This is a genomic window from Mycobacterium sp. ABE4_509 (genome assembly GCF_056160785.1).
Window position 1 is genome coordinate 1 of record NZ_JBSWXU010000092.1, and the last position, 21,604, is coordinate 21,604.

Below are 21,604 nucleotides of genomic sequence, written 5' to 3' on the forward strand. Positions count from 1 at the left end.
CCAGCAGGCCGCCGGCGCGGGTCACCGCCCGCTCGCCGAACCGGTCGACCAGCCGGTCCCCCGCCAGCCGTCCGACGAACATGAAGCCGACCAGCGCCACGTAGCCGAACGCCGCGATCGACCCCGGCGCCCCCAGCCCGTCCCGCAGGTACAGGGTGGCCCAGGAGGTGCCGGCGTCCTCGACGACGGCGCCTGCCACGGCGATGCCGACCAGTGCGAGCAGCACCAGGTACACCCGCCGGCCGGTCGGGCGGGCGGCGCTGTGGCCCGCGGCGTTACGACCGTCGTGGTCGGGTCCGGGCAGCAGGTGGGGGTAGGCCACCGCCACGATTGCGGTGAAGACCGCCGCTGCCGCACCCAGATGCCATGCCCGCGGGATGTCCAGCGCGATCGCCGCGGCACCCATCAGGCCCCCGATGATCGCACCCACCGCCCACACCGCATGCAGCGAGTTGATGATCGAGCGTCGATAAAGACGTTGCAGCGCAAGGCCGTTGGCGTTCTGCGCGACATCGGTCACGGCATCGCTGGCGCCCGCGCACAGCAGGGCGCCGGCGAACAGCAACGGTGTCGTCGCGACGCCGCCGGCCAGCACGATGAACACGGCGAGAGTCACCGTCGTGCTCACCGCGACGCGGGCCGAGCCGAAACGCCGGATCAGCGTGCCGGCGGCCATCCCGGCCAGCAGCGCTCCGGCCGAGAACGCGGCGACCGCCCCGCCGAAGGCGGCGTTGGACATCGCCAGATCGGCCTTGATCTCGGGATAGCGCGGCAACAGGTTGGCGAACAGCGCCCCGTTGCTCAGGAACAGCGCCGCGACCGCGATCCGCGCCGGGCGGTTGCGCGCCTGGCCGCCGCTCGCCATGGCGGTGAGGGTACCCAACCGCTGCGCAACGGCCTTGGCCGATGATCCTGAACAGGCCCCCGCCGCCGCTGCCCGTCGTTGTCCGGCCGAGTAGCCGATCGGCGGGCAAGATTGGCGCCATGTCCGATCACCCGGAAGACGCCGAGTTGTCCCCGTCGCTGATCGAGCTCGCCCAGCGCTACGGGGTGGCCACCGACTACTCGGACTGGACGGGCCGCCATGTCGCGGCGCCCGCCGCCACCCTGATCGCGGTGCTCGACGCGCTGGGAGTCGCCGCGTCCACCGAGCAGGAACGTGCCGCGGCGCTCGACACGCACGACCGTGACCACTGGACCCGGTCATTGCCTCCGTCCATCGTGGGCCGGCACGGATCCAGCACACCGTTCTGGGTGCACGTCAGCCACGGGGACCCGGTCAGGTTGTGGATGCGGTTGGAGGACGGCAGCGTTCGTACCGGCCTGCGCCAGCTGGAGAACAACCGGCCGCCGTTCGAGGTCGACGGAAAGCTGATCGGTGAGGCCACCTTCGAGCTGCCCGCCGATGTGCCGATCGGCTACCACCACCTGCACATGCAGGTCGGGCACTCCGACATCAGCACACCGGTGATCGTGGCGCCGGACAAGCTGGGTGTTCCGGCCGGCCTAGGCTCCGGCCGCGGGTGGGGTCTGGCCACCCAGCTCTACAGCGTGTCCTCCACGAAGTCCTGGGGTACCGGTGACCTGACGGATCTGGCGGACCTGGCGGTGTGGTCGGCCGCGCGGCACGGCGCCGGCTTCATCCTGGTCAACCCGCTGCATGCGGCCGCACCCAGCCCGCCGATGGAGCCGTCGCCGTATCTGCCGACGTCACGCCGCTTCGTCAACCCGCTGTACCTGCGTCCCGAGGCGATTCCCGAATTCGCCTCGCTGCGGCACCGCGGCCGGATCCGCAAGGCCCAGGAACAGGTGCAGGGACGCGCGGAACGCTCCGAGCAGATCGACCGCGACCGGGCCTGGAAGGCCAAACGCGCGGCGCTGGAAGCGGTCTACCTCGTCGAGTTCTCGGCGGGGCGCGAGATCGCCTACGCCGCGTTCCGGGACCGCCAGGGCGCCAGCCTCGACGACTTCGCCGTCTGGTGCGCCCTGGCCGAGCACTACGGCGCCGACTGGCACCAGTGGCCTGCGCCGCTGCAGCATCCCCGCAATGCCGCCGTCGCCGCGTTCGCCGAGGAGCACGCCGCCGAGGTCGACTTCCACCGCTGGTTGCAGTTCGTGCTCGACGAGCAGCTCAGTGCGGTGCAGACCGCCGCCGTGCAGGCGGGCATGTCACTCGGGGTCATGCACGATCTGGCGGTCGGGGTCGACCCCGACGGCGCCGACGCCTGGGCGTTGCAGGAGGTGCTGGCGCTGGGCGTGACCGCGGGGGCCCCGCCCGACGAGTTCAACCAGCTGGGCCAGGACTGGTCGCAGCCGCCGTGGCGGCCCGATCGCCTCGCGGAGGCGGCATACGAGCCGTTCCGGGCTCTCGTCGGCGCGGTGCTTCGGCATGCCGGCGGGATCCGCATCGACCACATCATCGGCCTGTTCCGGCTGTGGTGGATCCCGAAGGGTGCACTGCCCACCGAGGGCACCTATGTGCGCTATGACCACGAGGCCATGATCGGCATCGTGGCGCTGGAAGCCCACCGCGCCGGAGCGGTGGTGGTCGGTGAGGATCTGGGCACCGTGGAGCCGTGGGTGCGCGACTATCTGCGCGATCGCGGCCTGTTCGGGACCTCGATCCTGTGGTTCGAAATGACCCACGACGGCACCGACCGGCCGTTGCCTGCCGAGCGGTGGCGGGAGTACTGCCTGTCGGCGGTCACCACTCACGACCTGCCTCCGACGGCCGGCTATCTGGCCGGTGTGCACGTCCGCCTGCGCGACGAGCTGGGCTTGTTGACCAGGCCCGCCGAGGAGGAGCTGGCCAGCGACCGCGCCGCGCAGGCCGCCTGGATGGCCGAGCTGCGCAGGGTGGGCCTGCTCGGCGAGGACACCGCCGAGCCCGGCTCCGGCGGGGTCGACCATGTCGACGAGGTGGTGTTGGCCCTGCACCGCTACCTGGGCCGCACCCCGTCCCGGTTGCTGGCGTTGTCGCTGGCGGACGCGGTCGGCGAGGTGCGTACCCAGAATCAGCCCGGCACCGTCGACGAGTACCCGAACTGGCGGGTGCCGCTCGGGGATCCGGAGGGTCGCCGGGTGCTGCTCGAGGACGTCTTCGAGGATCGGCGGGCTGAGGCGCTGTGTGAAGGGATGCGGGCCGCGGTCGAACCGCGAAGATAACCGGAGCGGTCGAACCGCGAAAATAACCGGAGCGGTCGAACCGCGAAGATAGCCGGAGCGGTCGAACCGCGAAAATAACCGGAGCGGTCGAACCGCGCAGATGACCCTCACCTCGCCGGTGTAACACGGGGCGGCTCTGCAGCGGTTTCACATTCAGCACGGCTGCGATATGTTCGCAGCGCACCACGAAGCGAGGAGAACTGCGTGAGAAAAGTCGCTGCGCTCAGCGGCGGGCTCGTCGTTGCCGGCTCGGCCGCCCTGATCGGCGCCGGTGTGGCGATGTCTCAGCCGGGAACGGAGACCTCGCCGTACAACGTGGTCGGTGAGCAGTACAGCCGCGCGTTGGCCATTCTGAAGAGCCAGGGCGTCAAGGCGTACTTCGGCGGTTCCACCGGCAGTGCGCTGCCACAGTCTGCGTGCCTGGTCGACCACCAGAAGGTCACCAGCGGCGGGCGCATGCTGCTGAAGTTGGACTGCACGCAGGCGGCGGCCGACGAGATCGCGGCGCGCGGCCCGACCGGCGGGCCGCGGGTCGGCGCCAACGGTGTCACGACGATCACCCCCACCCCGATGGTGCCGATTCCCGGCGCACCGGGTGCGGGGACGGCCCCCGGTGGCGCGCCGATCGTCGCCAACACGTCGCCGTAGTCGACGCCCAGCTAACCGGGACCCGAGGTCCCACTAACTTGCCGGGCTGGTCCTAGACTGGCGGGTGATCCCCGAAACGAGGAGCCCGCAATGCTGCGACCGCGCCACTTCGACGCCGAGATCAACCCCGGTCCGGTTCAGATCCAGGCCCGCAAGGTCCAGTTCGACGTGACGGATGCACCGCTGCACTGGATCCCGGGCCATCCGGTGGCCTCGCACGTGGTCAGCGTTCTCAACATCGTGCTCCCGGCCGGGGAGCGTTGGTTCGTCGAGACGTTAAACGAAGCGTTGCCGCTGGTCAGGGACTCCCGGTTGGCCGACGACATCCGTGGCTTCATCGGCCAGGAGGCCACCCATGCCGACGTCCACGACCAGATCCTGGAGTCGTTCATGGTCGCCCACGGGGTCGACCCCAGCCCGATCCTGGAACAGATCGAGCACGTGTTCAGCGAGGTGCTGGCCCCTCCACAGACTTCCGACCCGGCGCGCCGGCTGAATCATCTCTGTGACCGGCTGTGGCTGATCGCGGCGATCGAGCACTACACCGCCGTGATGGGCGATTTCGCGCTGAACTGCGCGTGGGACGACCACGATGCCGACCCGACGCTGGTCGATGTGTTCCGCTGGCACGGCAGCGAGGAGGTCGAGCATCGCAGCGTCGCCCACGACGTGGCGGTGCATTTCCATGACAGCTACCTCAGCCGCATCCGGGCCATGACGGTGGCCGCGAGCATGTTGTTCGTGTTCTTCCAGCGCGCCGGCTGGTACCTGGTCAAGACCGATCCCGGCGTCACGGCCAACTGGTGGACGTTCAACCGGATGCGGATGCGCGACTCGCGGCTGGGGCTGCTGCCCCGTTATCGGCGGCTGTTCGGCACCAGCACCCTGTCCTACTTCCGCCCGGGGTACTCGCCCGAGCGGATCGGGTCCACCGCGCAGGCGGTCGCCTATCTGGCGGCGTCGCCCGCCGCCCGCGCGGCCCAGCCGTGATGCACCTGCTGGCGCGGTACCGCAAGACGCCGCCGAGCGCATTCGGCCGCGTCCGCCACGACCTGCCGCTCAGCGTTGCCGACGCCGCCGTGTCGGCGTTGCTGGCCGCGTCGGCCCGGCGGCGCATCAGCCCACCCAGCGGGGCCGACCGCACCATCGCGCTGACGGTGGCGCATCGCCGGGTGGTGGCTCTCGACGAGGATGTCGTCGAGTTGACCCTGGCGCCGGGACCCGGTGGCGCTCTGCCGCGTTGGTACCCGGGTGCCCATCTGGATCTGCGGCTGCCCAGCGGCCGGGTCCGCCAGTACTCGCTGTGCGGGGATCCGTCGAGCAACGACTACCGCATCGCGGTCCGGCGCATCCCCGGCGGCGGTGGTGGTTCGCTGGAGGTCCATGACGAGCTGGCCGAGGGCGCGACCGTGCACACCCACGGCCCGCGCAACGCCTTTCCGCTGACCGTGCCGGGGTTCGGTTCGCCGGCACGGCGATTCCGTTTCATCGCCGGCGGAATCGGGATCACCCCGATCCTGCCGATGCTGGGCCTGGCCCGCCGGCTCGGCGTCGGGTGGTCGATGGTCTACACCGGCCGCAGCCGCCGGTCCCTGCCCTACCTCGATGAGGTGGGTGCGTTCGGCCCCCGGGTCGACATCCGCACCGACGACGAGCGCGGGCTGCCCACGGCCGACGAGTTGCTCGGCGACTGCCCGGACGGGACGGCCGTGTACGCGTGCGGCCCCGCCCCGATGTTGACCGCGATCCGTTCGGCGCTGGCCGGCCGCACCGATGTGGAACTGCATTTCGAGCGCTTCGCCGCGCCGCCGGTACTCGACGGCAGGCCGTTCGAGGCCACGGTCGCCGGCACCGGTCAGGTGATCGCGGTGGCTGCCGACGAGACCCTGCTGGCCGCATTACGCAGGTCCGGGGTGTCCGCGCCGTATTCCTGCCAGCAGGGTTTCTGCGGGACCTGCCGCACCCGGGTGCTGGCGGGGCAGGTGGAGCACCGTGACACGCTGCTGACCGCCCCGGAGCGCGCTTCGGGGATGATGCTCACCTGCGTGTCCAGGTCGACCGCCGGCGGGTTGACGCTGGATCTCTAGCGGCGCACTGCGCCGGTACCATTCGGCCATGCCGTTGGCCCCCGGTCAGAATTTCGCCGGGTACACGATCATCCGGCTGCTGGGATCCGGCGGCATGGGTGAGGTGTACCTGGTCCAGCATCCGCGCCTGCCCCGCCAGGACGCGCTCAAGGTGCTGCCCGCCAGTGTGTCGGACGACCCTGAATTCCGGGAGCGGTTCAACCGTGAGGCCGATGTCGCCGCCACGCTGTGGCATCCACACATCGTCGGGGTGCACGACCGCGGCGAACACGACGGGCAGCTGTGGATCTCCATGGACTATGTGGAGGGCACCGACGCCGCGCGGCTGCTGACTCAACGGCACGGAACCGGGCTGCCCGCCCGGCAGGTCGCCGCGATGGTCACCGCGGTCGCCGGCGCGCTGGACTACGCCCACCAGCGGCATCTGCTGCATCGCGACGTGAAGCCGGCCAACATCCTGGTCTCCGAACGGGATTCGCTCGATTCAGAGGAGGCGCGGGTTGTCCTGGCGGACTTCGGCATCGCTCGCTGGACCGACGACATCAGCGGTCTGACCGCGACCAACATGACGGTGGGCACAGTGGCCTACGCTCCCCCGGAGCAGCTGATGGGTGCCGCCCTGGACGGACGGGCCGATCAGTATGCGCTGGCAGCGACCGCATACCACCTGCTGACCGGCTCGCCCCCTTTCGTCCACTCCAATCCGGCGGTCGTGATCAGCGGGCATCTGTCGTCGGCGCCTCCGGGGATCGGTGATCGCCGGCCCGACCTGGCCGCGGCGGATCCGGTGCTGGCCAAGGCGTTGGCCAAAGATCCGCAGGACCGCTACGAACGCTGCATCGATTTCGCCCGGGCGCTGGCCCATGGACTCGGGGTCCCGGCCGCCGATCTCGCCGACGACCCGGACGCCACCCGGCTCTCGGCTCCGCGTACCCAGCTGCCGCCCGAGGAGGCCGGGCGGCCGGCACGTGGCCGCGCCGCGGTGGTCCTGGCCGCCGTGCTGGCGGTACTGCTGGTCGCAGCGGTCGCCGTCGCACTGGTCGAGTTCCAGCAGGCCGACGGCAGCGACCAACCACAGCCGGGCGGCACCGAGCCGACGTCGAGCACCGCCACCACGGCGGGCACGAGCAGTAGTGCACCACCGCCGGGGTCGACCTCACCGCCCGTGACCACCACCGAGGTCGCGACGACGACTGCGGCCCCGGCCACCGCCGTCATCGGCGCCGACTGCTCGCCCGAGGGGTCGACGTCGAGCACGGCAGACGGTGCCACGGCGTACTGCTCGATGTTGCCGGGCACCGGGACGACGATCTGGTCACTCAACCCCGGTGATGTTGCGAGCCCGACTGTTTCGGTGACCACCGCGGCGACCGACCCGCCGCTGGCGCCCGAAGAGGAGTCGCCGGTGCGGGTGTGTATGGAGCAGACCGGTCAGACCCGCCTGCAGTGCCGCCGCGACATCCGGATCGGCAACGGGCTGCCGCCCCTGTGAGTCACGGCTGGCCGCCGGGTCCCCGGGCGGGTTCGCGGCCGAGGGCCGCCAGCAGGTGATCCAGCAGCGGGCGCTGCCCCTTGAGCAGTTTGGCCCGTGCGGCGGTCATCTCGAACCAGGCGAGCCGGTCGATCTCGGGGAACTCCTGGAGCCGGCCGGAACCGCGTGGCCACTCCAGCGTGAAGGTGTTGCTGAACGTCGCGTCCAGGTCCAGGTCGCCACGCACGGCGAACACTGTGACCAGCTTGCCGCCGGGCTGGCGCACCGGAGCCAGCTCGATGCGCGGTCCCGGCGGCGGTGGCTTGCCGACCTCCTCGCCGAACTCGCGCTGTGCGACGGTCCACGGGTCCTCCCCGGGTGCGTACTCCCCTTTCGGAACCGACCACGCACCGTCGTCCTTGCGCGCCCAGAACGGCCCGCCCGGATGGCCCAGGAGCACCTCGAGCAGCTCGCCGTGTTCCCGGTAGAGCAGCAGGCCGGCGCTGAGTTTGGGCACCACGCCGACGGTAGCCGAGGCGCCGGGCGTGCGAGGATGGAGGACACGATGACCCGTCCACCGGACCCGGCGGGCCGACGCTACGCGGCGCGGCCCGTGCGCCGGTTCGACCCGTTCCGGCCCCTCGACATGCTGACCTCGCTGTGGTCGGCCACCGCGATGGTGCCGGTGAACACCGGGGCGGCGGCGGCCTATCGGACCTTGTTCCTGACGATGCGCAGGTTGGTGGTGGGTCGTCGGCTCACCGTGCGCCTCGACGACGGTGACCTGACGATGACGGTCACCGAGTTCGAGTCCCGACTCGACGTGCGTGGCCTGTCCGTCGGCCAGCTCAACGACGTGCGGTTGACCGCCCACGACGTGCGTTGGCGGGCAAGCTCGTTCGGCCGGCTCACCGCGGTGGCGCACAACGTGCACATGCGCCCTGGGAATCCGCCGGTTCTGGTCGCCGCGCCGGTCGAGGTGACCATCGATGTGCCGGCCGAGGTGCTCGACGATCTGTTCCGGTGGGCCGCACCCCGGCTGTCCGGCGAGGTCGGCCCCGACGGTGTGGCGCGGCTGCGCCTGGCCAGGCGGCCGCGGTGGGGGTATGTCGAGGTCACCGCCCGGGTGGACGGGTCGACGCTCTGGCTGCGGGCCTGCCGGGTCGGGCTGGGTACGGCGTGCTGGCGGTTGCCGGCCGGCGCCCCGTCCTATCCGGTGCAGCTCCCCGAGCTGGCCAGCGGTCTGCGGCTGACCGGAATCGAATTCACCCCGGGGGTGGTCCGGCTGACCGGGACGCTGCCGGAGTGGCGCGCTGATCTGCCGCGGAAACGGTTGGAGGACGCCATCAATCAGCTCAGCGTGACCGAGGTGGTACTCAACCTCAGCCGGCTCGGGCGGATGCGGTAGCGCCTGAGTCGCTAGAGTCTGGTGCGTGGTCGGCTACTCCCGGTACGTCGCTCTCGGTGACAGTCAGACGGAAGGTCTGTGGGACGGCGACGACGACGCGGGGCTGGCCGGCTTCGCCGACCGGCTCGCATCGATGTTGCAGGCCCACAACCCCGATCTGCGATACGCCAACCTGGCCGTTCGGGGCAATCAGATCCAGCACGTGCTGGTCGAGCAGCTGCCGCGGGCGTTGCATATGCGTGCCGATCTGATCACCGTGTGCATCGGGATGAACGACGTCACCCGGCCCGGACCGGGCTTCGAGCACGCCCTGGCCCGCCTGGACCGGCTGCACGGTCTGCTCGCGCAGTCCGGTGCCACCGTGGTGACCACGACGTTTCCCGACGTGGGCCGGATCCTTCCGATCGGGCGGGTGCTGTCCACCCGGGTCGAGCGGATCAACGACGCGATCAGGTCGGCGGCCGGCCGTCACGGATTCCGCCTGGTCGATCTCTATCGGGCCCCGTCGATGTCGCAGCCCGACACCTGGAGCCTGGACCGGGTGCACGGTTCGCCGCGCGGGCACATGCTGTTCGCCGCGGCCGCCGCCGAGGCGCTGGAGCTGCCGGGCAGCAGTGGCGACTGGGCGCTCGCCGATCCGGCGGCGGCCCAGCCGTCGGTGCGGACCCGGGCGTACTCGCAGGTGCTGTGGACCCAGAACATGCTGATGCCGTGGCTGTGGCGGCACGTGCGTGGACAGTCCAGCGGGCATGGCCGGGCTCCGCGCAGGCCGGCTCTGCAGCCGGTGGGCGGTCCGCTCTCAGATGCCGGTCCAGGTTTCGTCTAGCTGTTGGGCGACGTCGATGACCTTGGCTTTCTGGGATTCCGGGCTGTCGATCTCGCCGGCCACGTGGGCGGCGATGAACCGTTTGATCTCGGCGTCCACCCCACCGACGATGCGCACCACCTCGGCGCGCAACGACTTCGAGGTGACGTGGATGGCGATGTCGGAGGCCCGGGGTTTCTCCACGTCGATGATCAGCAGCAGCGGCCGGGCCGCGCGGGCGGTGGCGCGCAGCGCGATCTCGCCGAACACCATGAACTTAGGTTTGTCGATACGCAGGTCGACGACCATGTCGATCTCGAGCGGGATGCGGATCGCGAAGGTGATCGCCTCCCCCACCTCGCGGGTGACCCGGGGCGCCATGATCCGCACCTTCGCCGTCACCTTGGCCAGCCGGCCGGGCCCCTGGGCGATCGGGCCCATCTCGAATGCCTCGCCGGCGATCGCGCCGATCGCGTCTCCGACGCGTTCCTCGGTCACGGCGACCTCGAAGAACCGGCGTCCGAATTCCTCGTAGGTCACATATTCAACGGCGTCCATGGTGGTGCTACGTTCTCACGTCCGCTGCGCCGCATGCGACAACGCGGCCGAACCCCCGCTCACGGCACGTCGTTGAAGAGCCGCAGGGTGCTCAGCGCGCCGTCGGCGCCGAACTCTGCGACCAGCACGCCGCGGGTGCCGGCGCGTTCGGTGTGTTCTGCGCGTTCTGCGTGTTCTATGCGGGCCGCCACCGAACGGCCGGAGCGGATCAGCTTGTCCCAGGTGCTCCCGGAGAGCTGCTCGACCAGATCGGAGGTGGTCAGGGCGGCGCCGTCGCCGTGGAAGCAGGCGGCATCGGCGACCGACCGGCGCAGGCCGATCTGGTCGCCCGCACAGCCTTCGTCGAGCAGTTGTGCGAACCGCCGGCCGGCGCCGGCGCCGACTCGGCGGAATCCCCGCAGGAATCCGGCACAGCCGCTGATGCCCTGCTGGGTGAGCATGGCCCGGCCGAGCGCGAGCCCGCTCGGCACTGCCGCCAACCCGCCGCGGGCGAACTGGCCGACCATCGCGGGCAGTTCCCAGTAGGCCGACAACGCGGCGATCTTCAGTTCGTCGGGGCTCTGCGCCACGTCGTACCGGATGAACGTGGGCACCCGCATCGTCAGCTCGGCGGACATCGCGATCCGGAGTTCGACGTCACGGAAGACGGTGCTGCCGGCCACGATGTCGCCCTCGGAGACGAAGGTGATGGTCCGGGGCCCGATGAAGGTGTCGTAGAACCGGCCGATCGCGGCGCGGCCCTGGTGCGGTCGCGAGCCGACCGGGTCCTCGACCTTTCCGGTCGCGGTGAACAGATCGATCCAGCCGCTGCGGTCGTGGGCTGCGGCGGCGGCCAGGGAGCGCTGCGCGGTCGACAGCGCCTCGGCCGGAGTGAAGGGCATATCGTTGCCTACCACCAAACAGCGGTGGTAGTCGACACCGGTGCGACGACGCGGGCACACTGGATCTCATCCGCGCCCACCTGTCAGGAGGCACGACTATGAGCAGCGGCAACGGCCCGTTCGGCCTGGACCCCGAGGAGTTCGAGCGCGTGGTGCGCGAGGCCGGTGAGGGGTTGCGCGACGCGCTCGGCGGCCTCGGCCGGTTCGCGAGCACCTCCGGAGAACGAGCCGGCTGGTCGATGTTGTTCGACGAGTTCACCCGCGGCACCCGGCCCCGGGCCGAGCCGGAGACCACCGGTGAGACCGGCGACGGGGTGTGGGCGATCTACACCGTCGGCGACGACGGCGGCGCCCACATCGAGCAGGTCTATCCGACCGAGCTCGATGCGTTGCGGGCGAACAAGAGCAACACCGATCCGGCTCGCCGGGTGCGGTTCCTGCCCTACGGCATCGCGGTCAGTGTGCTGGACGCGGCGGCCGACAGCGGCGACGCCTGACTTCAGCTGACTTCAGCGCCGAAATGGCATTCCGGCGGCAGAAGTGCGAGTAAGTCGCTGCTGGAATGCCAGTTCGGCGGGCAGGGTGGTTCAGCCTGGGTGAATCAGATGACGATGCGCAGGTGTTCCCAACCCCGGACGGTGGAGGTGGGGGCCAGCCGGGCGGTCTCGTAGTCGATGTCCCATTCCGGCCATCGGTTGAGCAGCTCGTCGAGGGCGACCCGCCCCTCGAGCCTGGCCAGGTTGGCGCCCAGGCAGTAGTGCACGCCCTTGCCGAACGTCAGGTGGCTGATGTTGTCGCGGTGGATGTCGAAGGTGTCGGGGTCACGGTAGCGGCGCTCATCGCGGTTGGCTGCGCCGAACAGCAGCAACATGGCGCTGCCGGCCGGGACCGTCGTGCCGTGGTGGTCGAGGTCCTGGATCAGGTAGCGGGCCACATGCGGGCCGGTGGGCTCGAATCGCAGTGTCTCGTCGACGGCGCGCAGCAGCAGGGTCCGGTCCGCGGCCACCTCGCGGCGCTGCTGGGGATGCTCGGCGAGCACCTTGGCCAGCCAGCCGATGAGCCGTCCGGTCGTCTCGTTGCCGGCCCCGGCGACCACCTGGGTGTAGTGCAGCACCTCGGGGCGGGTCAGCTTGCGGTGCACGCCCCGTTCGTCGGTGAACTCGACGTTGAGCAGGGCCGTCATCAAATCGTCAGAAGGGTTGGCCGCACGCCATTCGACGTAGTCGGCGTAGATGCGGCCGTCGGCGATCCGGTCGGCGTCGGCGACCTTCATCGGCGTGCCGGGCCGGGTGCGCAGGTTCGCGTCGTTGGCGTCGCGCACCGACACCTGCTCGGACTCCGGGATCCCCAACAGCATTCCGATCACGCGCATCGGCATCATCGCGGCCAGTTCGGCGATGATGTCGAATCCCCCGGAGCCGACCAGCGGGTCCAGGCAGTTGATGCAGTAGCGCCGGATCTGGTCCTCGATCTCGGCCATCCGCCGCGGGGTGAACACCCGCGACATCAGCCCCCGCAGCATCGTGTGCGTCGGCGGATCCTCGAACATCATCACGCCCTTGGGCATGTCGAAATCGGATTTGACCAGCTCGAGGATGTCGCTTCGGCTGTTCGAGAAGGTCTGCCAGTCGCCCAGCGCCTTCTCGACGTCGCTGTGGCGGGACAACGCCCAGAAGTCGTAGCGCTCGTTGTGATAGAGCGGCGCCTCGTCGCGCAGCCGGGCGTAGGTGGGGTACGGGTCGGCGGTGATGCCGACGTCGTAGGGGTCGTAGTAGACCGGAGAATGTGCTGTCGCGCCGACCGGTGTGGTCGGGTCTGCCGTTGCGTCCGCCATCGGTGCCACTCCTGGTCGGCGGCGGCCGCGCCTGATGTTGTGCGACCGCTCAGCATGCTGTGCTGCGCTATGTCTAGCAGCGCCGTCCGGCGGAGGTCAACAGGGTTGTCGGAGTGGCGCGAAAGTGACCTGGCCCGCACTGGCCGGAATGCAGTTAGCAGCGACACAATGACTTGAGCTAGCCTGTGGCCGAGTGAGAACTTATACGGGCTAAGTTACGATCAGCCGATCAATAGTTACGAAACCAGAGGTCAGATGCGCGCCAGAAGTCGGGGGCAAAGGTCGTGATGGCAGTCGCCAAGAAAGTGTGGCTTCCGCTGCTGATCATAGTGGTCGTGGTGATCGCCGGCCTGACGGTGTCGCGGATCCGCACCTTCTTCGGTGCAGAGGGCATCATCGAGACGCCGGAGAACTTCGCCGACCTGCCCGAACCGTTCGACCCGAAAGTGGTCCGGTACGAGATCGTGGGCGACGGCAGCTATGCCGACATCAACTATCTGGATCTCGACGCCAAGCCGCAGCGGGTGGACGGGGCGACCCTGCCCTGGTCGCTGACCCTGGAGACCACCGAACCGTCCGCGGCGCCCAACATCGTCGCCCAAGGTGACAGCAGCACCATCACCTGCCGCATCATCGTCGACGATGTGGTGGAGGACGAGAGGACCAACACCGGCTTGAACGCCCAGACCTTCTGCTTTGTGAAGTCGGCATGAGCACCCCCGTCACCGACGCGCCCACCGACGCGTTCCCGCCCGCACGGGAGCAGAAGCGTCCGTTCATCCCCCGGATGATCCGCGCGTTCGCGGTGCCGCTGCTCATCGGCTGGGTCGTTCTCATCGTCTTCCTGAATTCGTCGGTTCCCCAGCTCGAAGAGGTCGGGGAAATGCGCGCGGTGTCGATGAGCCCCGACGACGCGCCGTCGATGATCTCGATGAAGAAGGTCGGCGAGCTGTTCAAGGAGGGCGACTCCGACAGCTCGGTGATGATCGTGTTCGAGGGCCAGGAGCCCCTCGGCGACGCGGCCCACGCCTGGTACGACGAGCTCGTCCAGCGCCTGGAGGCCGACACCGAACACGTGCAGTCGGTGCAGGACTTCTGGAGCGATCCGCTGACCGCGTCGGGGTCGCAGAGCACCGACGGCAAGGCCGCCTACGTCCAGGTCAAGACGGCCGGCAACCAGGGTGAGGCACTGGCCAACGAATCGGTCAAGGCGGTCCAGGACATCGTCAACGACCTGTCGCCGCCACCGGGTGTGACGGCTTATGTGACCGGCCCCGCCGCCCTGGCCGCCGACCAGCACATCGCCGGCGACCGCAGCGTCCGCACGATCGAGTTGGCGACGTTCTCGGTCATCATCGTCATGCTGCTGTTGGTCTACCGCTCGATCCTGACTGTGCTCATCACGCTGGTCATGGTCGTGCTGTCGCTGGCGACCGCCCGCGGGGTGGTGGCCTTCCTCGGCTACCACGAGATCATCGGACTGTCGACGTTCGCCACCAACCTGCTGGTCACACTGGCGATCGCGGCCGCCACCGACTACGCGATCTTCCTGATCGGCCGATATCAGGAGGCGCGAAGTGTCGGCGAGGACAAGGAAACCGCGTTCTACACGATGTTCAACGGCACCGCGCACGTGGTGCTGGGCTCGGGCCTGACGATCGCCGGTGCCACCTTCTGCCTGAGCTTCACCCGGCTGCCCTACTTCCAGACCCTGGGCGTGCCGCTGGCCATCGGCATGTTCGTGGTCGTGATGGTCGGTGTGGTCATGATGGTCGCGGCCATCAGCGTGGTCACCCGCTTCGGCAAACTGCTCGACCCCAAACGGGCGATGCGTATCCGCGGCTGGCGCAAGGTGGGCGCCGCGGTGGTGCGCTGGCCGGGTCCGATCCTGGTGGCCACGATCGCACTGGCGCTGGTGGGCCTGCTGGCCCTGCCCGGCTACCAGACCAACTACAACGACCGCGACTACCTGCCCGCCGACCTGCCGGCCAACGAGGGCTACGCGGTGGCCGACGCCCATTTCGATCAGGCCCGGATGAATCCCGAGCTGTTGATGATCGAAAGCGATCACGACATGCGCAATTCGGCGGATTTCCTGGTCATCGACAAGATCGCCAAAGCCATCTTCCGGGTCGAGGGCATCGCCCGGGTGCAGGCGATCACCCGTCCGGACGGCAAGCCGATCAAGCACACGTCGATCCCGTTCCAGATGAGCATGCAGAGCACCACGCAGCGGCTCAACGAGTCCTACATGCAGGACCGGATGGCCGACATGCTGGTGCAGGCCGATGAGATGGCCGACACCATCCAAACCATGCAGAAGATGTCGAATCTGACCACTCAGATGGCGGCGATCACCAACAACATGGTTCAGAAGATGGAGGGGATGTACGTCGACATCGTCGACCTGCGCGACAGCATCGCCAATTTCGACGATTTCTTCCGGCCCATCCGCAACTACTTCTACTGGGAACCGCACTGCTTCGACATCCCGGTCTGCTGGGCGCTGCGGTCGGTGTTCGACACCCTCGACGGCATCAACATCATGACCGACGACTTCAAAGAGATCCTGCCGGAGATGCGGCGGCTCAACGAGTTGATGCCCCAGATGGTCCAACTGATGCCCGAGATGATCGAGACGATGCGCACCATGCGCACGATGATGCTGACGATGTATCAGTCCCAGAAGGGCATGCAGGACCAGATGGCGGCGATGTCCGAGGACGCCGACGCAATGGGCGAGGCGTTCGACGACTCGATGAACGACGACTCGTTCTACCTGCCGCCGGAGATCTTCGAGAACGAGGATTTCCAGCGCGGCCTCGAGCAGTTCCTGTCCCCCGACGGTCATGCGGTGCGGTTCATCATCTCCCATGAGGGCGACCCGCTGAGCCCCGAGGGCGTGGCCAAGATCGAAGCGATCAAGACCGCGGCCAAGGAGGCGGTCAAGGGCACGCCGTTGGAGGGGTCGAAGATCTACCTCGGCGGCACGGCGGCGATCTTCAAGGACATGCAGGACGGCAACAACTACGACCTGCTGATCGCCGGCATCTCGGCGCTGTCGCTGATCTTCATCATCATGCTGATCCTGACCCGCGCGGTCGTCGCGGCGGCGGTGATCGTGGGCACGGTGGTGTTGTCGCTGGGTGCCTCATTCGGTTTGTCGATCCTGTTGTGGCAGCACATCCTGGGCATCGAGTTGCACTGGATGGTGTTCGCGATGGCGGTGATCGTGCTGCTCGGGGTGGGCGCCGACTACAACCTGCTGCTGGTGTCACGTCTCAAAGAGGAGATACACGCCGGCGTGGGGACCGGGATCATCCGGGCCATGGGTGGCAGCGGTTCGGTCGTAACGGCCGCGGGACTGGTTTTCGCCCTTACCATGATGTCGATGGCGATCAGCGAGCTGACCGTCATCGCACAGGTGGGCACGACGATCGGCATGGGGCTGTTGTTCGACACCCTGGTGGTCCGATCGTTCATGACCCCGTCGATCGCCGCTCTGCTGGGGCCGTGGTTCTGGTGGCCGCAGCGGGTGCGGACCAGGCCCAAGCCGTCGCCGTGGCCGAGGGTCGATGGACTGCAGACCGATCCGTCAGAGGGAGTGAAGCCATGAAGAAGACGTTGCTGATCGGCATGGCCTCGGTGGCACTGAACATGGGACTCGGAATCGGCCTCGCCGCGCCCGCGGCGGCCGACCCCGACACCGCGTTCACCAATGAGCTGAACACCTACGGGATCTACGGCCAGAAGGACTACAACGCCTGGATCGGCAAGATCACGTGTAAACGAATCGCCACCGGTGTCGACGCGAACGCCTTCGAGGCCGCCGACTTCGTGCACGCCCAACTGGTGAAGGACACCACCACCGATCAGGCGTGGAAGTTCCTTGCCGCCGGCCTGCGGATCTACTGCCCGGACAAGTTGCCGATCCTCGATCAGGCCCGCTAGGCGGTATGGGGGGCTGCACTCCTCCGTTGTGTCGTGTTACCCGGTGCTGGAGCCCGGCCGGCGGCCGGGCTCCCCGGGGTGGTCGCCGCCGGTCAGACCGGCCAGTGCCACACCGACATGTCGCCGGGTGGGTATTCGGTGCAGACGTCGGTGGCGTGCGCCACGACACCCTTGTTGTTGAAGAAGATCTTGGCCCAGTTGCCCCAGCGGGTCGCGACCTGCTCGTAGAAGACGTTCGTCGCGGTGTTCTCGGAGTACTGGCGCCGCCCAACCGGGTCGAGCGAGAAGAACCAGTGGATCCGGTCGAAGGCCATCTGCTGGACGTCTGGCGGCCGGTTGCTCCGGTCGATCATGTAGCGCTCGTAGTACACCGGGCTGGTGTCTCGCACCGCGGCCAGGTACTGCTCGACGTCGCAGGTGGTGTGGATGATCCGGCGCGGGATCGGATAGTCCTCGGTGGAATCGGCGAGCGCGGGCCCGGCGGTCCCGAGGAGCATCGCCGCGGCTCCGGCCAGGCCGAGGCCCACCCGCGCGACGCGACTCCGCAGTGCAGTCATCGTTTCTCCTGACTCTGGTCGGGCCGGCTCGGCTCTCGGCACCTCGCCCCGACTATATAGTTCGGCTATCAGCTTGCGGGTCGGCCTGCTCGGATCAGCCGCCACCGGTCACGGGGTTCGAGCTGAGGATGATGAACGAGCCGTTTTTCCAGACGCCCCAGCGGCCGCCCCATCCCGAGGTCCACACCACGGGCTCTCCGTTCCAGACTTCGGCGGGTTTCGGTGGCGCCCAGACCGGGACCGGTTCGCCGACGGCCGGCGGCGCCGGGGGTTGCGCGCTCACCGGCGCGGCACCGAACAGCAGTCCCGCGGTCAGCCCGCCTGCGACCAAGGCTGCCGAGAACGTGGTCCTGGTCGTGGTCTTGGTCAAGGTCATCACATCACTCCCGCTTCGATACGAGCAGAATGCTTAGCATATATAACCAGACGGCGTATTGGTCACCCCGGTCGAGGGTGACGATCAACACCTACCACTCCCGGGCGCGGTTATCGGCGCATTCGCCACCGAACGCCCCGCCGCCGCCCGGCCGGTTCTCCCCTATTCTCCGGTCATGGCTACCGAACTGGTTCAGGGGGTCGTCGCCCATGCCCATACCCATCAGCTGCTCAGCATCGGCGAGTGCACCTCGTATGTGACCGAGGGGTTGCGCGCGTACGGACAGGCCGAGCTCGTGATGACCGTTCCCGGGGGACTCGACCCGATCGGCTTCCTGCAGGCCATCGCCGGATTCGCGATGCAGCGCCGCTTCGTCGACGAAGGCGGGTTCACCCAGGTGGGTCCACCCGGGCTGTTCGGCCGGGAGCAGATCCGGGGTGTCACCTATCAGCGCGCATGGCCGATGGAGGGCGTCCCGCTGCCCGACGGCGCGCTGGCGGTGATACCGCTGGTCGGACACGAGCTGGACACCGCGCAGCGGTTCGGGTCGCTGCGGGTCCTGTCCCGGCTCGGTAGCGCGTTCCGGTTCTTTCCGACCGCGGTGTGGTGCGACGTGGAACGCGACCCGGCATTCCCGCCCGAAACCCAGACCGTTCTGGAGCACACCGCGCTGGCGATCAGCACCGCGCGGGTGGCGGCCAGGGGCGACAGGCTGGTGCTCTCCATCCCGCGGGCGGCCCAGTCGATGTTCGCGGCCAACCTGCCGCCGGCCCAGATGCCGCTGGCGTTGAGCACCCTGCTGGCACCGGACGCCGACAGCTGCCTGGTCTGGACGCCCGGTCAGCAGGCTCCGTCGGCCATCTCGCTTCCCGACACCGCGGGGGACTGTGTGTCCGGATGCTTCATGCTGTTCGTGCCCCAGCAGCCGGCCGACGAAGCCAACATGATCGAGGACGGCTACTCCTGCAAGCTGACCGACGACAGCTGGCAGCGCATCCGTCAGGCGTTCAGCGTCGGCGCGCCGCTCACGATGCCGTGCGGGCAGCGGACTTTCCAGCTCGAGTGGACCTGATCGGCGATTTGCGCGCCGACGATCCCGATGGCATGACATTCTGGCTCCGATCTGTAACGTTCTGATCGAAGGGACCGCATGCCTGCACCTTCGCCCGCGGTGGAGCGCGACGCCGCGAGTCATTCTCCGCGTCGGGCCTGGACGGCCGTCTCGGTGCTCGCGGTGGTGGGAACCCTCAATTACGCCGACCGCTTCCTGCCGGCTGTCCTGGCCGAGCCGATCAGACAAGATCTCGCGCTGTCGGACACCGCGATCGGCATCATCAACGGGTTCGGCTTCCTGGCCGTCTATGCGCTCATCGGCATCCCGATCGCGCGCATCTCCGACCGCGGCTCCTACGGCCTGGTGATCTCGGGATGTCTGACGCTGTGGGGCGCCATGACGATGCTCGGCGGTGCGGTGCAGTCCGGCTTCCAGTTGGCCATGACCCGGGTCGGTGTGGCCATCGGAGAAGCCGGTTCGACGCCGGCCGCGCACGCCTACGTGGCGCGCAACTTCGCCCCTGAGCGAAGGGCCGCCCCGCTGGCGGTCATCACGATGGCCATCCCGCTTGCCTCTGCCGCCAGCCTGATCGGCGGCGGTCTGCTCGCCGCGGCCCTGGGCTGGCGCACGGCGTTCGTCATCATGGGCGCGCTGAGCGTGGCGTTCGTGCCCGTCGTGCTCGCGGTGGTCGGGCGCCGACAGCCCCCACCGCCCCGCACCGTCGAACCCGTTGCCGTCCAACAGGTCCCGACGGCCTGGTGGGCGATTCTGCGTAAGCCGAGCTATCTCGCGATCGTGACCGGGGCGGCGTGCATCTCGGTGGCGGGCTACGCCCTGACGACCTTCGCTCCGGCATTCCTGATGCGGGCACGCGGGATGTCGCTGGCCGATGTAGGCCTGCAGTACGGCATCGCCAGCGGATTGACCGGCATCGTCGGGCTGATCCTGGTCGGCCGGGTGGCCGACCGGCTGTCCGGTATCGACGCACGCTGGCTGCTGTGGCTGGTGGCCGCGATGACCGCCGTGCTGATCCCGTTCTCCACGCTCGGCTTCCTGGTGGGAAACAGCACCCTGGCGGTCTGCTTCATCGCGCTGAGCTATGTCGTCGGCACCGCGTACATGGCCCCGTCGATCGCTGCGATCCAGCGACTGGTACCCGCCGAGCAACGCGCCACGGCCTCGGCGATCTTTCTGTTCTTCAGCGCGATCCTCGGCTCGCTGGGGCCGTTCGTGACCGGTGTGATCAGCGATGCGCTCAAAGACGAGGTGGGGGTGATGTCACTGGGGCGGGCGCTGCTGTGGGTCGTGCCGACCATGCATCTGGCCGCGATCGCGTGCTATCTGCTGGCGAGCAGGCGCTACCTGCGTGAGATCGTCGGCTGAGCCGACCGACCGGCCCCGTCGGCTGAGCCGACCGACCGGCCCCGTCGGCTGAGCCGACCGACCGGCCCCGTCGGCTGAGCCGCGCGCGGCTAAAGGCCGAACTGGTCGTCGATGATGCCCAGCCAGATCTGGGCGGCGTCGATGGCAACCTTCTCGCTGATGAAGGCGTGCTGGGTGCCGGTGTAGATGTCGCGGAAGGCGCGCTCGAGCCGGCTGCCTTCGCGGATGGCGCTGGTCCCGGCCGCCAGGTGCGCCCATTGCGCGCATTCCCGGGCGGTGTCGGTGGCGAACACCGCGGACACCCGCATGTCCGCGCGCAGCGTCGGGGTCAGTTCGTCGCCGGCGGCCACCGCCGCCTCGGCGCTGCCGAACGCGTCGTGCACCAGCAGCCGAGCCGCCCGCCACGCCGAGACATGGTGAGCCAGATCCTTCTGGAATGTCGGCCGGGTCGCGAGCGCGGCCATGTCGCTCATCCGGAACTTCGTCTCGGCCAGTTCGGCGACGTCGTCGAGCATGCTCTTGGCCACTCCGAGCGCCCAGGCGGCGTGCCCGGCCGCGGTGACCGGCATCATGCCCATCCGGGTGGCCGGCGAACTCCCCCGCTTCGGCTCCCGCGTGAACAGTGCGAAGGTGCGGTGATCCGGCACCAGCACGTCATCGATGGCGTAGTCGTAGGAGCCGGTGCCCTTGAGGCCCTGCACATGCCAGCCGTCGTTGAACGTGACCTCGTCGCGCGGCACCACGGCGACGTGCATGTCCGGTATTCCCTCAGCGGCCCAACGGATCTCGCCGTCGTCCATCGGCAGGAACCCGGCCGCGACGTATTCGGCGTGCCCGGTGCCGGACCCGAAGCTCCAGGCGCCGGTCAACCGGTAGCCGCCGTCGACGGCGGTTCCCTGACCGTTGGGAAAGAACTGACCGCCCAGGGTGACCCGGTTCGCGTGGGCGCCGAACACCTCGGCGAAACCCGCGTCGGGAAGATAGGTCGCCGCGGCGAAGGCCGAGGGCAGGTTGGCGATTCCGATCCAGCCGAACGAACCGTCCTGCCAGGCCATTTCGATCCACGTCTCGATCATCTCGGCGAAGGAGGGCTCGAGCCCGGCGGCGGCCGTCGGGTTGAACGCCGACATCAGGCCGCTCGACCACATCGCCTCGACGATCGGTTTGGTCAGGGTGCGGTCACGTTCGGATTCGCCGGCCTGCGCGCGCACCAGGTCGCGCATCGAGCGGGCCGTACCGACGAGTCCGTCCTCGGCCCTGACGGTCTGGGGTGCCGCGGTCACGGCTCGACGGTACTGGGTCAGGGCAAAGCAGTGAACAGATTCAGCGGATCTGTCATCTGGACGCCGACCGGCGCCGGAGCCGGCGGTTCGGTCAGCTGCGGGCCGGGGGCCGGTGGGGCCAGCGGGTCGGCGACGTGCGGCAC

21 protein-coding genes are annotated in these 21,604 nt (G+C 68.9%); 13 read left to right on the forward strand and 8 right to left on the reverse strand.

Going from position 1 to position 21,604, the window contains the following annotated elements:
- Positions 1-865 (reverse strand): MFS transporter (locus tag ACXAID_RS18480; protein ID WP_475023668.1); only part of this gene is annotated, 865 nt, incomplete at its 3' end.
- A 119-nt stretch (positions 866-984) separates the two neighbouring features.
- Here ACXAID_RS18480 and malQ point away from each other — a divergent pair.
- The 5 genes from malQ to ACXAID_RS18505 all read left to right on the forward strand — a co-directional run bounded on the left by malQ (position 985) and on the right by ACXAID_RS18505 (position 7,392).
- Positions 985-3,165: a 4-alpha-glucanotransferase gene (gene malQ, locus ACXAID_RS18485; protein ID WP_475023669.1), complete on the forward strand. Its 2,181-nt coding sequence runs from the start codon at positions 985-987 to the stop codon at positions 3,163-3,165.
- A 204-nt stretch (positions 3,166-3,369) separates the two neighbouring features.
- Positions 3,370-3,813 carry a hypothetical protein gene (locus ACXAID_RS18490; RefSeq protein ID WP_475023670.1) on the forward strand — a complete coding sequence of 148 codons (444 nt, stop codon included), beginning with the start codon at positions 3,370-3,372 and terminating at the stop codon, positions 3,811-3,813.
- A 90-nt stretch (positions 3,814-3,903) separates the two neighbouring features.
- Positions 3,904-4,803 carry a metal-dependent hydrolase gene (locus tag ACXAID_RS18495; protein ID WP_475023671.1) on the forward strand — a complete coding sequence of 300 codons (900 nt, stop codon included), beginning with the start codon at positions 3,904-3,906 and terminating at the stop codon, positions 4,801-4,803.
- A complete protein-coding gene (locus ACXAID_RS18500) occupies positions 4,803-5,900 on the forward strand; it encodes a PDR/VanB family oxidoreductase (RefSeq protein ID WP_475023672.1) in 1,098 nt (365 codons plus the stop codon). Before ACXAID_RS18495 ends, ACXAID_RS18500 begins: the two co-directional genes overlap by 1 nt.
- A 28-nt stretch (positions 5,901-5,928) precedes the next feature.
- A complete protein-coding gene (locus ACXAID_RS18505; RefSeq protein ID WP_475023673.1) occupies positions 5,929-7,392 on the forward strand; it encodes a serine/threonine-protein kinase in 1,464 nt (487 codons plus the stop codon).
- Position 7,393: 1 nt separating this feature from the next.
- On the opposite strand, the gene ACXAID_RS18510 is transcribed toward ACXAID_RS18505, so the two are convergent.
- Positions 7,394-7,888: an NUDIX hydrolase gene (locus ACXAID_RS18510; protein WP_475023674.1), complete on the reverse strand. Its 495-nt coding sequence runs from the start codon at positions 7,886-7,888 to the stop codon at positions 7,394-7,396.
- A 48-nt stretch (positions 7,889-7,936) separates the two neighbouring features.
- Here ACXAID_RS18510 and ACXAID_RS18515 point away from each other — a divergent pair, with 48 nt between their 5' ends.
- Both ACXAID_RS18515 and ACXAID_RS18520 read left to right on the forward strand, forming a co-directional pair.
- Complete coding sequence (locus ACXAID_RS18515) at positions 7,937-8,779, forward strand: hypothetical protein (RefSeq protein ID WP_475023675.1); 843 nt, start codon at positions 7,937-7,939, stop codon at positions 8,777-8,779.
- Positions 8,780-8,804: 25 nt separating this feature from the next.
- The gene (locus ACXAID_RS18520; RefSeq protein ID WP_475023676.1) at positions 8,805-9,605 is read left to right on the forward strand and encodes an SGNH/GDSL hydrolase family protein; all 801 of its coding nucleotides are present in this window, start codon (positions 8,805-8,807) and stop codon (positions 9,603-9,605) included.
- On the opposite strand, the gene ACXAID_RS18525 is transcribed toward ACXAID_RS18520, so the two are convergent.
- Both ACXAID_RS18525 and ACXAID_RS18530 read right to left on the reverse strand, forming a co-directional pair.
- On the reverse strand, positions 9,579-10,142 hold the full coding sequence (locus ACXAID_RS18525) for a hypothetical protein (protein WP_475023677.1): 564 nt from the start codon (positions 10,140-10,142) through the stop codon (positions 9,579-9,581). The genes ACXAID_RS18520 and ACXAID_RS18525 overlap by 27 nt on opposite strands.
- Positions 10,143-10,201: 59 nt before the next feature.
- On the reverse strand, positions 10,202-11,023 hold the full coding sequence (locus ACXAID_RS18530; RefSeq protein WP_475023678.1) for a nuclear transport factor 2 family protein: 822 nt from the start codon (positions 11,021-11,023) through the stop codon (positions 10,202-10,204).
- A gap of 98 nt (positions 11,024-11,121) precedes the next feature.
- On the opposite strand from ACXAID_RS18530, the gene ACXAID_RS18535 reads away from it, so the two are divergent.
- Entirely contained in the window at positions 11,122-11,520 is a 399-nt protein-coding gene (locus ACXAID_RS18535; RefSeq protein WP_475023679.1) for a hypothetical protein, read from the forward strand.
- A gap of 104 nt (positions 11,521-11,624) precedes the next feature.
- Here ACXAID_RS18535 and ACXAID_RS18540 read toward each other — a convergent pair whose 3' ends face one another.
- A complete protein-coding gene (locus ACXAID_RS18540) occupies positions 11,625-12,857 on the reverse strand; it encodes a cytochrome P450 (protein ID WP_475023680.1) in 1,233 nt (410 codons plus the stop codon).
- 287 nt (positions 12,858-13,144) lie between these two features.
- Here ACXAID_RS18540 and ACXAID_RS18545 point away from each other — a divergent pair, with 287 nt between their 5' ends.
- From ACXAID_RS18545 to ACXAID_RS18555, 3 genes are read left to right on the forward strand one after another with little or no spacing between them, the layout of a single operon-like run.
- Positions 13,145-13,570, forward strand: a complete 426-nt coding sequence (locus tag ACXAID_RS18545) for an MmpS family transport accessory protein (RefSeq protein WP_475023681.1) — start codon at positions 13,145-13,147, stop codon at positions 13,568-13,570.
- Positions 13,567-16,473, forward strand: coding sequence for an MMPL/RND family transporter (locus ACXAID_RS18550; RefSeq protein ID WP_475023682.1), 2,907 nt, complete (start codon positions 13,567-13,569; stop codon positions 16,471-16,473). The genes ACXAID_RS18545 and ACXAID_RS18550 overlap by 4 nt, the downstream gene beginning before the upstream one ends.
- Positions 16,470-16,808, forward strand: coding sequence for a DUF732 domain-containing protein (locus tag ACXAID_RS18555; protein WP_475023683.1), 339 nt, complete (start codon positions 16,470-16,472; stop codon positions 16,806-16,808). The genes ACXAID_RS18550 and ACXAID_RS18555 overlap by 4 nt, the downstream gene beginning before the upstream one ends.
- A gap of 92 nt (positions 16,809-16,900) precedes the next feature.
- Here ACXAID_RS18555 and ACXAID_RS18560 read toward each other — a convergent pair whose 3' ends face one another.
- Positions 16,901-17,365 (reverse strand): DUF5078 domain-containing protein, encoded by a 465-nt coding sequence (locus ACXAID_RS18560; protein ID WP_475023684.1) that lies wholly within the window; start codon positions 17,363-17,365, stop codon positions 16,901-16,903.
- A gap of 94 nt (positions 17,366-17,459) precedes the next feature.
- Complete coding sequence (locus ACXAID_RS18565; protein WP_475023685.1) at positions 17,460-17,741, reverse strand: hypothetical protein; 282 nt, start codon at positions 17,739-17,741, stop codon at positions 17,460-17,462.
- Positions 17,742-17,916: 175 nt separating this feature from the next.
- On the opposite strand from ACXAID_RS18565, the gene ACXAID_RS18570 reads away from it, so the two are divergent.
- A complete protein-coding gene (locus tag ACXAID_RS18570; protein WP_475023686.1) occupies positions 17,917-18,813 on the forward strand; it encodes a TGF-beta receptor interacting domain-containing protein in 897 nt (298 codons plus the stop codon).
- A 78-nt stretch (positions 18,814-18,891) separates the two neighbouring features.
- Positions 18,892-20,178, forward strand: coding sequence for a spinster family MFS transporter (locus ACXAID_RS18575; RefSeq protein WP_475023687.1), 1,287 nt, complete (start codon positions 18,892-18,894; stop codon positions 20,176-20,178).
- An 89-nt stretch (positions 20,179-20,267) separates the two neighbouring features.
- Here ACXAID_RS18575 and ACXAID_RS18580 read toward each other — a convergent pair whose 3' ends face one another.
- The gene (locus tag ACXAID_RS18580; RefSeq protein ID WP_475023689.1) at positions 20,268-21,401 is read right to left on the reverse strand and encodes an acyl-CoA dehydrogenase family protein; all 1,134 of its coding nucleotides are present in this window, start codon (positions 21,399-21,401) and stop codon (positions 20,268-20,270) included.
- Between the last annotated feature and the right edge of the window lie 203 nt (positions 21,402-21,604).

Excerpts from the sequence above, each read along its gene's own strand:
- ACXAID_RS18580 (WP_475023689.1), bottom strand. The coding sequence starts at position 21,401 with ATGCGCGACCTGGTGCGCGCGCAGGCCGGCGAATCCGAACGTGACCGC.
- malQ (WP_475023669.1), top strand. The coding sequence starts at position 985 with ATGTCCGATCACCCGGAAGACGCCGAGTTGTCCCCGTCGCTGATCGAG.
- ACXAID_RS18535 (WP_475023679.1), top strand. The coding sequence starts at position 11,122 with ATGAGCAGCGGCAACGGCCCGTTCGGCCTGGACCCCGAGGAGTTCGAG.
- ACXAID_RS18530 (WP_475023678.1), bottom strand. The coding sequence starts at position 11,023 with ATGCCCTTCACTCCGGCCGAGGCGCTGTCGACCGCGCAGCGCTCCCTG.
- ACXAID_RS18560 (WP_475023684.1), bottom strand. The coding sequence starts at position 17,365 with ATGACTGCACTGCGGAGTCGCGTCGCGCGGGTGGGCCTCGGCCTGGCC.
- ACXAID_RS18575 (WP_475023687.1), top strand. The coding sequence starts at position 18,892 with ATGCCTGCACCTTCGCCCGCGGTGGAGCGCGACGCCGCGAGTCATTCT.
- ACXAID_RS18505 (WP_475023673.1), top strand. The coding sequence starts at position 5,929 with ATGCCGTTGGCCCCCGGTCAGAATTTCGCCGGGTACACGATCATCCGG.
- ACXAID_RS18565 (WP_475023685.1), bottom strand. The coding sequence starts at position 17,741 with ATGACCTTGACCAAGACCACGACCAGGACCACGTTCTCGGCAGCCTTG.
- ACXAID_RS18515 (WP_475023675.1), top strand. The coding sequence starts at position 7,937 with ATGACCCGTCCACCGGACCCGGCGGGCCGACGCTACGCGGCGCGGCCC.
- ACXAID_RS18555 (WP_475023683.1), top strand. The coding sequence starts at position 16,470 with ATGAAGAAGACGTTGCTGATCGGCATGGCCTCGGTGGCACTGAACATG.
- ACXAID_RS18540 (WP_475023680.1), bottom strand. The coding sequence starts at position 12,857 with ATGGCGGACGCAACGGCAGACCCGACCACACCGGTCGGCGCGACAGCA.
- ACXAID_RS18570 (WP_475023686.1), top strand. The coding sequence starts at position 17,917 with ATGGCTACCGAACTGGTTCAGGGGGTCGTCGCCCATGCCCATACCCAT.
- ACXAID_RS18545 (WP_475023681.1), top strand. The coding sequence starts at position 13,145 with ATGGCAGTCGCCAAGAAAGTGTGGCTTCCGCTGCTGATCATAGTGGTC.
- ACXAID_RS18550 (WP_475023682.1), top strand. The coding sequence starts at position 13,567 with ATGAGCACCCCCGTCACCGACGCGCCCACCGACGCGTTCCCGCCCGCA.
- ACXAID_RS18500 (WP_475023672.1), top strand. The coding sequence starts at position 4,803 with ATGCACCTGCTGGCGCGGTACCGCAAGACGCCGCCGAGCGCATTCGGC.
- ACXAID_RS18525 (WP_475023677.1), bottom strand. The coding sequence starts at position 10,142 with ATGGACGCCGTTGAATATGTGACCTACGAGGAATTCGGACGCCGGTTC.
- ACXAID_RS18495 (WP_475023671.1), top strand. The coding sequence starts at position 3,904 with ATGCTGCGACCGCGCCACTTCGACGCCGAGATCAACCCCGGTCCGGTT.